Below are 13550 nucleotides of genomic sequence, written 5' to 3' on the forward strand. Positions count from 1 at the left end.
ACACTGATAGCTTCAGGGTGTACTACTGGGCAAAAAATGAACTGGTATGTTCGCACTGATGGTGTTGAATCTAATTTATTAATTGGCTCTACTTCTAATACTTATAATTCAGTTAGCAAAAGCATCAGTGATAAGAATACAGTGTATCAGTATTATGTATCCTGTAATGACAATCCGTGCGCTGGTGACAAATCTGAACCGATTACTATCGTCGTTCGTGGCCAAGTTTCATTGTCAAAATCTATAAAAGACAAGGACTGTGATGCCGTAGGACAAATAACAGTTGCTGCCAACACAACAAGTGACTATGAGTTTAAGCTAGGTTCGAGCAGTTACCAAAACTCAGGTACGTTTACAGGTCTAAACGCCAGTGCTTACACAATCACTGCGCGGAATAAAAGCTGTGGGGATAGCCCAACTAACGATGCGAACCGATTGTCCACCATTGATTTCACTATTACTGACAATTCAACATCGCCACCAAGCAATCCTGAGCTAACCCAAACTGGCACTAAAACGTTAAAGAATGATGAGTCGATACAGGTAACGGCTAATGGCTGTAGCTATACTGTGTTTTGGTTTAAAGATGGTACTCGTTTGACGGGAGACCGTTGGCTAACTAGTACGCAGACCATCTATTGGTATGAATCGGGTAAGTACACGACTAAATGCCACAAAGTTTGTTCGACTAATCCCAACGGCTATATTGATAGTGACGAATCGGACGCGTTGACTATAGCTATCTGCGAAAAACCGAATGCTCCCACAATAACAGCGACCAGAACGGCACTGACAGGTACTGAAACAGCCGTACTCTCAACACAAAACTGTTCTGGGCAAACCGTTTATTGGAATGGCCCTGGAGTAAGCCAGAATACCACCGGATCGGCGGTAACGGTCAGTAGGATTGGGACATATTGGGCGAGCTGTGCGAAAACTTGTGCCGGTATAGCAGACCCGGTTCATAGCAACAAATCGAATGAAATAACTATTTCAAACGATACCGATCCTTGTAAAGATGAAATGCCTACTACGCCAACGATTAGCTTTGTTGGTAGTGGGGATGGCGGAATTTATACTAGTGGGAATACGGGTAGAAGTAGGGTGTTGCAGGCACAAGGCTGTAATGGAACCATTTATTGGTATGCACAGGGAAATAATCCTTCCATTGGTCAGAACTCCCCTTTTGAGGTCAACACTGTCGGTATATATTATGCCATTTGTGTGAAGCGCTGTGAGCGGACGGGTGATTACAACCCTAGTGCACCATCCAACCTGCTTGATGTATATGATAAAGGAGACCCCTGTGCAACTACTGTAAAGCCAAACGCTCCGGCGTTATCAACGAATCCGGCTGATGGTGTACTGCGCAACAGTGCACAAATAAGGTTATCTGTAACGGGCTGTTCTGATCGGGTAAATTGGTATAAAGAGAATAATTTTATTGGGCAAACGCAAGCTAAGTATCTGGATGTACAGAGCAAAGGAACGTATTCTGCAGCCTGTGTTATTGCTTGTCCGGCCAAGCCTTCTCAGGATATAACTAGTGATCAGTCGTCGGCCAGAGAGGTGATCGATCCGTCTGACTATTGTACGAAACCAGACGCTCCTAAAATTAATGTCGATCTAAGAAAACTATCACCCGGAGAAAAAGCCACATTGACCGCTACAGGGTGTGAAACTGGCAGGTTGAGTTGGTCAGGACCAAATATTGATGGGAGAACAGAACAAAATTTAATTGTCACTGCTACTGGGGATTACAAGGTGAATTGTACTATTGATTGTTTTGGCCCCATAACCAGTAACTACTCAGAGACAATCTCTATAGAGATGGCCTCATTAGCTATTGTCAGCACACACGAAGAGGTATATTATGGTCAGCCATTCACCCTACGAGTCGTTGGCTGCGATAAAGGCGTTGTCCGCTGGACACGACCAAATGGTACTATCGTCGATTTCGCCAATCCTGTTGAAATGAATAGTGGACCAGGCTGGTACCGGGCCGATTGCTTTGGAGCTGGGTTCAGTACCCAGGCTACTAAATTTATAGAAGAAAGCGCCGCTCAGGTGGCTGATATTACTGCAGACCGGGAGTATATCTTTGATAGTGAGTACGTAAACCTGGTAGTAACCGGTTGCACAGTCAATAACATTGAGTGGGAACTGGCTGGTTTAACCGTGCAGAACTTTCAAACCAGTACTAACCAGAACACATTCAGAGTACAGGGAGCGGGTACATTCAGAGCTCGTTGCCGTACCAGTGATAATCCACGCGGCCTGGGACCATGGTCGACGGTAGTGGTTGGCTTGAAAACACCTGCTGTTGTCGATATAACGGCCAACAAGGACTCGGCCAATATAGGTGAGCCTGTTTTGCTAACAGGAAGCGGCTGTACGGTAACCTATGTGCAATGGCAGATTGCCGGAAAATACCAACAGGTTGGCGTAGGAAGTCAGGTAGTGGTACCAGGACCTGGTACATATTACGCCCGTTGCTATGCGTCTGACCGAAGTGTTGGCCCGTGGGTGAGTTACAAAGTGCGTACAGCCCGCCCTGGTAAGGTCACAATTATTCCAAGCCGGTATGCCGTGAGCCCGGATGAAACTGTCACGTTGAAGGCGGAAAATTGTCCGAATGGAATCATCGGCTGGATATTTCCAAGTAGAAATGGATTGACAGCCAGTGAACCCCTTACGGGTAATCCTGTTGACGGCGTTGGCCCAGGTGAGTACAAGGCCTATTGTATCAAGAACGGTTATACGGGGCCCGTGGCCAGTATAACCATTGCGGCTTCACCAACTGATGCCCCCAGATTTTACGCCACTAAATCCAGCGTTCGTCTAACAGAAACGGCAGACTTGCTCTCGGAAGGTTGTCCCAACAATTCTGTCCAGTGGCGCATTCCCCGACCAGGTGGAGGCTATGACTATCCCGTTGGTCGAATCATCGCAGTAACCGGACCAGCCGTATATAGCGGACGTTGTTTGTCAGGGCCGTATAGTAGTTGGGTCGATGTTCAAATTTTCCCCGCAGAGCAGAACGCATTACGGCTAACGGCTAATAAGAGTTCCGCTAAGTCAGACGAGGAAGTGATTATTACGGCATACGGCTGTAATACCGGAACTATTCGCTGGATGTGGGGCGAAAACTCACCCGTGGGTAAAACAGAAATTCTGGGCCAATCACAGTTGACTAAAAACGGGCCAGGTACGTATAAGGCGCGGTGTGAGGGTGATCCGGCTACTAACGGAAGCTGGGTGCAGATTACGATTCACCCAACAGACTTGAACCAATTTATACCGAGCATTACACTCAGTAAATCGAATGCCTGTCCAGACGAACCTGTAACGATTACTGCTGCAGGTTGCCCGGCTGGCTATTCCGTGCAGCTCAGGTATGTTCGTGACGAGGCGTTGGCCTATTGGAAAGACAACAGAATAGTGGCTGAATATCAGTCGACCTTTGACTTGCCCATTTTTGCCTACGGGAATTCCCCTCTGACGCTTAACGGACCACGCACGGTATGGGCGCGCTGCTTTAAAGTCGATGGTAGCTATACGGGCGACTTTAGAGAAAAATCGGCGACGGTTGACCCGCGCATTTTCGATGATTTCTACGTTAGCTCGAATGGGCCGCTCCAGGTTGGTCAGAAATTATTGGTTGGTGCTACCCTGGTTGATGGCGGTACTTACAGTTGGACAGGCCCTGACGGGTTTAACAGTTCTGCTGGGCGAGTCATTAACATTGAGCACGTAACACTAGCCAATGCGGGCCTGTATAAGGTGACTGTAACAGCCGGTACAGGGGGGGCTACCTGTAGCAAGACTGCTGAGGTAAATGTCGTGGTAAAAAACTGTGATCTTAACATCCAGGCGAGCTATGTGGATAATAACGGAAAGAATGTAATTGTGACCGACTTCCCCGCCGAAGGAATTTCAGTGGTGCCGCCTTTGACACTCAAGGCCCTCGACCTGACTAACAGACCCTTTCAGAAAACAGACGTGAACCTGCTGAAGTGGACATTTAACGGCAGCGAACTAACCAAAGTAGACTCGCTGCTGATTTCGCCCAATTCGACGCTCACTACCTACACAATCGCCCGCACGGATAAAGCGGGCTGCACCGATCAGGTGGCCGTGAAGCTGAAACCCGTAGCCTGCTCAACACTGGTGGCCACCGCGACTCCCAATACGCTGCTGATGGGCCAGCAAACCATCCTGACAGTAAACAATACGCTGGGGAAAGCGGGTAATGGCCTTGTGATGGACGGAGCCACCAACACGTTTACGACCAATCAGCAACCCAACCTAGCTTTGCATTCCAACTTTACATGGGAGGCGTGGGTAAAGCCAGGAAAGCCCCGGAGCCTGAACGCCGAAAATGAGAACTATGCCCTATACCCGTCTTATCAGGCTAACACCAACGATGCCGGGCGTACCGGGATGGGGGTGGCCGTTGGTACCGACGGTATCACCGTGGTTGAACACGGCCCTAACCTGTTGCGCGGCATTGTGGCCCTGGACATGGACATCAACCAGTGGACACACGTTGCCATCACCTATACCAACAACCTGCCTCGGATCTATGTAAACGGAAAACTACGGGCTACGGCCAACACCAGCTCCGGCCGTGTAGCCATGCCTGGACTAGGCGTTGGTGGGGGGGATGACAATCGTTACGGTCGCTTTAAAGGCAGCATCGACGAAGTTCGCATCTGGAACACGCCACGCTCGGCCCAGCAAATCAGTGCCGATTACTACAAAACCTTCGAGACGGCCAACCTGCCTGCCGGCCTGGTCACCTACTGGAACTTTGATAACGCCGCCAATGGAACGGCTACGGCTATATTACCGGCCAATGTGGCGGCTGGCCTGGGCGGAGCCACCGTTGCCGACGGGGCCCTGCTGATCGAGGAAGACCGCCAACTGACCACAGCCTATGAATGGAGCCTAAACGGCAGTGTGCTGGCTAACACCGCTACGCTGCTGCACGAGCCGCAGCAGTCGGGCACCTACCAAGTACGTTGTATCAACTGCCAAACGGCCTGCGCCACTTCTGTAGCCGTGACGGTTACCCGCTTCGATGGCTGCTTCCGCCTGGCGGCCAAACATAGTGGTAAGGTGATGTACCCCGGTCTGGACAACACCATCAAGGTGCAGCCGCTCAATACTGATAGCAAAGATCAGGTGTGGGCCTTGCAACCCGCTGGCAGCGGTAGCTTCCGGCTTATCTCGGCGGTGAACGGCAAGGCCGTGCAGTACTACAATGGCAGCAGCCTCAGCCTGGTGCCGGTCAGCCAGACGCTGGCCCAGCAGTTTAGCCTGGTGCCCCAGGCGGAGGCCAACACCTACCGGCTGGACCCGCTGGATCTGGTCAACATCGACGCTAATAACCCCCTGGCTACGCCCCAGCCCCACAGTGTGGAGGCCACCGACGACGGCCTGTGGGCACCGCTGACCACGGGTGGTACTAATCAGTTCTTTGTGCTGAGTCCGGCCACCTGCCCCTTCACCCTGCCCGCCGACTGCGGCATCCGGCTGGTGGCGACGGATGCCACGGGGAAAGAAACCGACCGTCTACCCCGTAAGGCAGGTACGACTGACCAGTTTGACCCGCTCACAATCAGAGCCGAGAGCCTGAGTGACACGCCATTGACAGGAGCCCTTTACTCCTGGAGTCTGGCCAGTGGCGCGCCTAGCAACGCCAGTAGCTTAACAGCCACTCAGCGGGGCGTGTATAGCCTGACGCTGTCGGCAGCGGGCCAGACCAGTGTGTGCCAGACCAACATTACCTTATCGGCCACGCCCTGTAGTAGCCAGACGGCTCCCTATGGGGAGTGCAAGAATGTCAATTTAACGGCTCCTGCCAACACCGTTGGTACGGCCCGTCTGTTTGTGGGGGATAGCTTCAACGCGGGCGATTATGTGGTGAGGATCACCGACCTATCGGGCGGGGCCAGTGGCTGGAGTGGGAAGGGAACCGTCAGCATGACCTTGTTTGGAGGCCTCGGTTTGCCCGTGTCGGTGATCTTTGCCAATGCCGTGATCAACGACTGTCTGGAGATGGTGGGCGGTAGCGTCACGACGCAGTACGATCCCGCGTGGAGTAACATTGTGCCTATTGACCTGTTTACCGATCTGTTCAAGGATCTCTCGGATCAGCTCAAGGCGGCCTACCAGAATTACAAGGGCAGTGATGCTGACAAAGTCAAAATACGGGAGTTGAACACCAGGTATGAAGCCGCGCTGGCCGACGATGCGCTGACTGAAGAGCAGAAGCAGCGCCTGAAGGCGGAATATGATGCCTATAAGCAGCAAAGTGAAGCCCTGCTCAACTGTACCCAGCCAACAGGTTGCCCCACGGCCGATCAGCTCAGTCAGCGAGTGGATGACTTACAAAAAATAGCAGACGACATTGCGGAGGAGAATAAGCCCAACCCAAATGCATTACGGTCAGGTAAGCTGCCCGCCATTGCTGAACAAACCCTGAGTGGTGGACGGGGTAACGCCTGTCAGGAATCCGTTCGGCTGACGACGAATCTGACGATTCAGTTTCTCAATAATAAATGCTGGCTTAAAAGCGATGGCTATCTAGAAATTGACGGCGTAAAGTATGTCGTTGTCTGGAAGGACGATGAGCCACCCACCCAATTTTTAGGCTTTTACCGGCTTGATTATATGCGGAAGAATGCCTGTAGCAATCCGACTTCGGAAACCATCGCCACCGTTGATAAGAAGGCCAACTATCCGATTTGCCAACAGGGGTGGTATCCACCCAGTGGGTACAAGAAGGTGTTTGACCTATCACCCATCAACACCATCTTAGCTGCGGATGTAGCGGGCAACTCGGCGGTCAAGCTGCTGCGCGAGTCCGGCCTGCTGAGCAAAGATCAAAATACGGTTGGCAATTCGGTTAGTAACCGCTACACGATATTGGTTAGCGATTACACGTTCTCACCGACAGATCTGGAAGTGATTGCTCAGAAAGCCAATAATCCTGGCTCTGACGAGATCATTCTCTGGATTCATTTCCCGACACAAAATGTAGCGACCACGAAGTACCAGTGGTTTTTAGGGACCAACATCAAACGGAAGATGACGCCTGCCACAACGGAGTGGACGGCCCTGCTCGACGGTTGGATACAGAACCTGGCCAAAGTTGCCCACAACCAGCACGTACCCAGCTTCGAGAAAGTCATCAGTAATATTGTCGTTTCCTTAGGGCAGGTACAGGTGCCCGCTGAATTCTGGGATTGTACCTCGCCCGACTACTCACCCATTATGGCGACGATTTATGCTTCCGACGAAGAGCGCCTGAAGTTTGCCTACAAGTGCGGGTTGTTCCGGGGGGTAATGGGGCAGATTGCCGGCACGGCTGATGCGGCCGTCACCTTGAGCAAATTCCAGAACGAGTTACCTCGGTTTCTGTTAGACATCACCTTCAACAAAGACAATATCCGTGAGGAGCTACGCGCTAAAGTAAGCCGTATGCTGAGTTTGGGGCCCATCAAAGATATGTACGACAATCTGGTGTTACAGCACACCAGCAAAACCAGTTGCGCCCTGGCCGAGCAGGTTGGTAAAGATGTGGTCGATGTGGTGGCCGTTGCGCTGGCCGTGCGGAGTGCCGTAAAGCTGGGGGCACAGGGGCTATCTCAATTGATGACCCGCATAACCGATGATATTGCCCCCTTGGTAGCGCCCTACCGGAACATTCCCAAAGTTTATTTCCCTGACAAAGGCGGCTTTGACATCACCCCGGGCCGCACCACCCCACCGGGTACGCCGCCCTCGCCCGGAAGTGGGGGTATGCTTGTCGAACTCAAAGCGCCCTCGATCGGAACAAGGCCAGTAGCCCATTTTGCTATCCGCCAGGCGCAGCCTATGCCGGCAGAACAACTGGCCATGAACCGGCAGATTGCCAAGTCGGTTGGGGCGAAAACACCCGCCGCAGTGGCGGCCGAAGGTGAGCTATTAACCGAACAGCTTCCCGGCCGAGTGTATGAGATGGGTAGCGACGGCGGCAGCTACAGCACATATGTTGACCTTGGGAAGGGCAGGCTGTATAAAATTCGGGCTGCCAAACCGGCTCCGGCAACGGGTATGGTCGATGTGGTGGTGGCTGTTGAGGAGGGAAAGCCCGCCGTTCAGCCTCTAGCTACCTCCGACGGCGGTGTTGTCGTGGCCACACTGACCAAAGATGGCGACTGTGACCTCTGTAAGCAACGTACCCAGAATGACCAGGACTTGTGCGATAAAGTGACGGCTGTTGCGGCAAAGGCAACTAACCAGACCAAAGCAAAACAGGCTATGGAAGAGTTTTGTAAACAGCCTATCGCCGAATTGCCAACCTCAGATCTGAAGAGTATTGTCGGACAGTTGCAATCGGATGTCACGGCCAGAAGCCTGACTACGTTTTCTCAGGACGTAATCAGTCGAACGTCCCGTGAGGCGGCTTTTGCCAACAACCTCAGCAAATTTAGAGATCGGCAGGTAGCTGGCTGGTTGATACTAGAGGAAGCACTAACAACATACCCCCAAGACGACAATGGCAGCGATGCCATACTTCGTAAAACTTACGATGCCATTCTGTACGCAACAGAGGCGTACAACTTCTTACACGCTGACCGGGATCGGGTTAAATCACGAATGGTCAATAAATTACGATCTGGAAACGTGAGCAAATTCGCTTATTTGACAAGCCTTGCTGCAATTGCTACCACATCTGATCCCAACGACCCGGCGATTACGAAGTTAGCACCTACACGGGCTGCTGCATTTGAAATTGCACTGAATAGTGACGGCTGCTCTGGCGATTTTGCCGTACCGGGTACAACTGTTGATGCTGACTTTACCCAGAACCCAGCAATGCTTACCATTCAGGCAGCGCGGGACGATGCCCGGAAAACGTACAGAGGTGCGCCAACCGGTGTCAACATGAATAAAATCTCGTTGGAGAGCGAGAAAGCAGGAATGCTGGCGGCGGATTTGTTTTTCACAGTCTCGGATGGCTATCGTCCATTGGCCTGTGAAGTACCGGGAGGTGGAAAGCAAGGTGAATTTGACCGAGTATTTGGTAAATACGACGGGCAGGGCCGTTTATTGGAATTGGTAATTGTGGAGTGTAAAGGTGGTAGCAGTACATTGGGGTGTCGTAACCGAAATCAACAGGGCAGCACGAAGTATTTACTCGATGTTGTGGATTACATGAATAGTCAGGTTCCCAACGATAATAGCCTTCTGCGTCAGACAACGGACCTTTTATTGGTGAATGTAGGAAAGATAAGAGGAGTGAAAGTTCCCGTAAGATATATGCTAATCAATCAGGCTTTTAATGAAGGCGGTGACCTGAAGAAAGCGTTGGTTACTCATTTCATTTTGAATCAATCATTATTTGAGTAAGAAAAGATGTTTCATAAGCGTCACGGTTCTACAAGACCCCAGAGCGTTCAGAGTGAATGCGATTTTGTGGTGAAAAGGACTTTAACTTCACTTAATTTTGGATATGATGAGGATGTTCAGTCTAATATTGCTGCAAACCGCATCAATTGGAAAGTTCCATACCGATATCTTCAAGAAACATTCTATTGGTGCTGTTTAGCTAATAGGGATAAGAGTGATGCTTTTCGGTATTTATACTATGCTCATCAGTTCATGACGAACCATGTGCGGTGGTTACTGCTGTCAACCGCGACCATGACCTATTATGACCGAACCTTTACAGTAGAAGGCCGGAGTCTGATGCCCTATCTGCCCGATAAGTCACTTTACGAAGAACTACCCATCCGCGTCGCGCTTTCCGTTATACTTCGCGAAAAAGAGGCTCTTCAAATATACGGACAGGTCGAAATTTACTATGATGACTCATTCGTGGCTTACACAGACAGAGCATTAGCCTGCTGGCATCCACTCTGGAAAGCCCTCTGTCAGAATGACGCCGCATCGTTGAAGTCTACGCTACCATCAGTTCTTGCTTTCGAGCAACAGGAACATAGGAAAGCCATTGATCGCAATGCTTGGCAGGTAGGTGATTATATTGGAGATAACACGACGCCTTTCTCTACAGGTGGTGTAGCACTGTATTTTGAACGAGATAGAATAGAGTATCTTAACCTCCCTTTTCTACAAGTTCTGACTCATTTACTTGCTGATAATGCTGTTGGGTTTAATCATGCTCTACAAACGGCGCTGGAAAAGCATCGCTACTATTACGAGTGTATTGAAGATGATTTCGGCCAGCAGCGCAATAAGCCCCATGGGTGGGTATCTTTGATTTTAACAGCTGCCTGTGTGTTGGCTCAACAACGCGGCATAGCTCGTACAATAACCTCTGATTACATCCCCGATTGGCTGATTGAGGGCGATTTTGCTGGCCTTCCGATTAATTGGAATATCTGAGTACCTGCACTCAGTAACCAGAGGTGGTAAAGATGTGGTCGATGTGGTGGCCGTTGCGCTGGCCGTGCGGAGTGCCGTAAAGCTGGGGGCACAGGGGCTATCTCAATTGATGACCCGCATAACCGATGACATTGCCCCCTTGATAGCGCCCTACCGAAACATTCCCAAAGTTTATTTCCCCGACAAAGGCGGCTTCGACATCACACCGGGCCGTACCATCTCGCCCGGTACGCCGCCGTCGCCACCTACCGGAAGCCTAGTTGTCAAAATGCAGGAGCCCACTTTGGGCGGAAGCACCAAACCCGTTGCTCAGGTTTACATCACGCAAGGGCAGCAGATTTCGGTTGAGCAGACAGCGATGAGTCGGCAGGTAGCCAATTCCATGCGTACCCAAACACCTGCTACGGTATCAGCCGGGGCTGATTGGACCGTTCAACAGGCTCCAGGTCGCGTTTACGGGGAGGGGGGCAGTTACAGCGATTATGTCGATCTGAGTCCGGGCAGCAAGCTGCTCAAGAAGCTCGTTCCCAAACCCGCCCCGGCTACGGGCAGCGTGGCGGTGATCGTGGCCGTCAACGAGGCACAAGCCAGCGTTCAGCCGCTGGCGATCATTGATGGCGTTACGGTACTAGCGACGCTGACCAAAGATGACAACTGCACCGAATGCGCCAGCCGCAACCCCGATACCGAGTTGTGCTCGGCCCTCTCGCGGCTGAAAAGCAAAGGGGGCACCAAGGGCAGTAGCGGCGTGCAGAAGCTGTGCGGGGCCGACATGGTCAAGCTACCCAATCCGGCCCTGAAAGCCCTTTGCGACAAGCTGCTCAGTGCCGACTTCACCCCTGCGCAGGTGGCCGAGTTCTTGGCCGACATTACCCTGACGGGAAAACCCGACTACTACCTGACCAACCATGTCGAGGACCTGACGGTGAGCCTATTGGGTACGTGGACGCAGCTCAACCCCTCCAACTACGAAGAACGATTCGATTATTTGGAGGCGGTAAACAAGGTCGTGACGACGCATGGATACAGGATCACAAGACATGTTCAGAATGAGGTAGTTATCACTAACGATAATGATGTGTTGACCACAACATTTAAAGGATCTGAAATTCTGGCAGAAGGAGGTACAGGTAGCACTACTGTGAAAAAATGGCGGAATCAACTGCTGAACTTAGTCCCTTTAATAAAAGAAGTTACGTACAAGGTGGATTTAGTGAATGTTTATGTCACAGACTCTCAGGGTAGAGTAAACGAGATCAGAGGTAGACTTATCTATGATTTAGGAGATTTTGGCCGACGTGACAGTTATGAACAAACCACCAGGGCGACTGATCCAAGTCTAAAAAACGGTATAGCTACAGATCAAGGAGGTCACATGATTGCGGCACGTTTTGATGGCCCTGTGGAACAGATTAATTATTTCCCGATGAATGAAACAGTTAATCGATCTGGTGCTTGGAAGCTAATGGAAAATCAGTGGGGTCGGGTAATTAATGGTACTCAAGTGCCTTTAGATGGATCTGCTAATCGCCCTGAATCACCAATTGTATTTGTGATCAGACCAGTATTCATTGGGAATTCTGGCAGACCCGTCAGATTTAATGTCGAATACAGATATAACGGTGTCCTTCAAACTCTTTCTAACAATCCTAATTATACTAACCCGATACTAAATCCGTGATATTGAACGAACTGCAGCAAATTGAGATGGTTTTGAGAACTGAAGTTCCTCTCATTTTGAATAATTTGGAGTGGATTGAAGCTCATTTCTCTGGAATATTTTTCAAAAGCGGAGGTGGACCAAGTCTTACGTACCTCAGTAGTTTAGGGCAAGTGTTAAACGTTACTGAACTTGACAGATTTGGAGAAGTATGGAGTAAAAAGATTCCATCTGATGATATACTATACACTTTACTTCGAGAAAAGTACTTAGCGGACATAGGCAACGTAGAAACAAGATGGAATAAAGTCGATTTTGTATTATTCCCAAATGGTCAATTCAAGTATTCATTAAGTTGGGATGAGCTGGCCGAAAGAAAACATGAAATTGCACTTGTAGAGACGTTTGTTGAGTCTATGGGGCAGGAGATATATGCCGATATAGCCAACAATGGCTTGTTAGCTTCTGTTGATTCAACAACCCAAATATTAGGTAGAATTCAAGTGGTTAATGAAGTTACTACAGCGTCTTATGTTCTAAAAACTAGTACAACTGAGAGTCATTACGAATTATCACTTGACCATTTTTGGGAGGAAAAGACTTTAGAAGTATACGAAACTACAAATTTTGGATTTTTGAAAGGTTTCTGGCCTGCTTGGAATATAATTCTCTACAATCTTCCAGTTAGATCTCAGGAGTTTGATATTGAAAAACATGTCACTTACCAATTTGAATAAGAGCGTGTTAGGGAATTAAAAGGGACTGGTAGCCGAGTCAACTTTGTATCGACCAAGAAACAAAGCAATGACCAAGCAGTGGCAACCATTGACCGACTACCAGTGGGCCATTGTGGTTACTGAGAACCGGTTGTCAGTGGCGTAATCTACCCTCGCAGTGGCCGCACTGGCAGGCTGTCTATTACTATTTTAGCCACTGGAAGCAAGCCAACTTGTGGGGCCGTATCAATGCCACACTTAACGAATGGGATCGACAAGACTTAGGCAGAGCCCCGCTTCCGTCAGCTATGCCTGTTGACTCACAATCTGTTAAGCTTCACCCGATGATTCGGCAAGGTAGAGGCGGTCCGCCGCTGCGGCTTCGATCCTCATAAGTGTGTTAACGGACGTAAACGGCAACTGCTTGTCGATACCCAGGGCCGTATTTGGATAGCGGGGGTACATGCTGCCCAGCAAGGTGATGGTCCCGCTGCCGTTGAGTTGATAGGTGACTCACTGTGGCGTGTGAGTGAAGGTCTGGAAAAGGTGTTTGGCGATCAGGCGTACAATGGTGTGTTTGCCCGAGAGTTAGCCGGATGGAGCATTGACTTTGAGAAGGCTTCAGGGCCTGAATCAGCACGTAGCTTTGTGCCTGTTGCCAAGCCGTGGGTCGTTGAGAAAACCATTGCGTGGACCAATTTCTTCCGTCGCATCGTCAAGGATTACGAAAGAACCATATCGTCTTCGGTCAGTTGGCTGTAATTGGCCAACATTCA

Annotated in this window: 7 protein-coding genes; 6 read left to right on the plus strand and 1 reads right to left on the minus strand. The window is 50.2% G+C overall.

Annotation, left to right across the window (positions count from 1 at the left end):
* The first annotated feature begins 1830 nt into the window (after window positions 1-1830).
* The 5 genes from ACFE8Q_RS26340 (at window position 1831) to ACFE8Q_RS26360 (ending at window position 13169) form a co-directional block, all read left to right on the plus strand.
* The gene (locus ACFE8Q_RS26340) at window positions 1831-9402 is read left to right on the plus strand and encodes a LamG-like jellyroll fold domain-containing protein (protein ID WP_375448442.1); all 7572 of its coding nucleotides are present in this window, start codon (window positions 1831-1833) and stop codon (window positions 9400-9402) included.
* A 294-nt stretch (window positions 9403-9696) separates the two neighbouring features.
* Window positions 9697-10398: an Imm49 family immunity protein gene (locus tag ACFE8Q_RS26345; RefSeq protein WP_375448443.1), complete on the plus strand. Its 702-nt coding sequence runs from the start codon at window positions 9697-9699 to the stop codon at window positions 10396-10398.
* Window positions 10367-12079 (plus strand): DNA/RNA non-specific endonuclease, encoded by a 1713-nt coding sequence (locus ACFE8Q_RS26350; protein ID WP_375448444.1) that lies wholly within the window; start codon window positions 10367-10369, stop codon window positions 12077-12079. Before ACFE8Q_RS26345 ends, ACFE8Q_RS26350 begins: the two co-directional genes overlap by 32 nt.
* Window positions 12080-12081: 2 nt before the next feature.
* The gene (locus tag ACFE8Q_RS26355) at window positions 12082-12795 is read left to right on the plus strand and encodes a hypothetical protein (protein WP_375448445.1); all 714 of its coding nucleotides are present in this window, start codon (window positions 12082-12084) and stop codon (window positions 12793-12795) included.
* Window positions 12796-12905: 110 nt separating this feature from the next.
* Complete coding sequence (locus tag ACFE8Q_RS26360) at window positions 12906-13169, plus strand: transposase (protein WP_375448446.1); 264 nt, start codon at window positions 12906-12908, stop codon at window positions 13167-13169.
* Here ACFE8Q_RS26360 and ACFE8Q_RS26365 read toward each other — a convergent pair.
* Window positions 13105-13239, minus strand: coding sequence for a hypothetical protein (locus ACFE8Q_RS26365; RefSeq protein ID WP_375448507.1), 135 nt, complete (start codon window positions 13237-13239; stop codon window positions 13105-13107). The two genes, ACFE8Q_RS26360 and ACFE8Q_RS26365, sit on opposite strands and share 65 nt — an antisense overlap.
* A 60-nt stretch (window positions 13240-13299) precedes the next feature.
* On the opposite strand from ACFE8Q_RS26365, the gene ACFE8Q_RS26370 reads away from it, so the two are divergent.
* The gene (locus tag ACFE8Q_RS26370) at window positions 13300-13536 is read left to right on the plus strand and encodes a hypothetical protein (RefSeq protein WP_375448447.1); all 237 of its coding nucleotides are present in this window, start codon (window positions 13300-13302) and stop codon (window positions 13534-13536) included.
* Window positions 13537-13550 lie beyond the last annotated feature (14 nt).

The organism is uncultured Fibrella sp., from assembly GCF_964250085.1.
Taxonomy (GTDB): Bacteria; Bacteroidota; Bacteroidia; order Cytophagales; family Spirosomataceae; genus Fibrella.

Excerpts from the sequence above, each read along its gene's own strand:
- ACFE8Q_RS26340 (WP_375448442.1), top strand. The coding sequence starts at position 1,831 with ATGGCCTCATTAGCTATTGTCAGCACACACGAAGAGGTATATTATGGT.
- ACFE8Q_RS26345 (WP_375448443.1), top strand. The coding sequence starts at position 9,697 with ATGACCTATTATGACCGAACCTTTACAGTAGAAGGCCGGAGTCTGATG.
- ACFE8Q_RS26365 (WP_375448507.1), bottom strand. The coding sequence starts at position 13,239 with ATGTACCCCCGCTATCCAAATACGGCCCTGGGTATCGACAAGCAGTTG.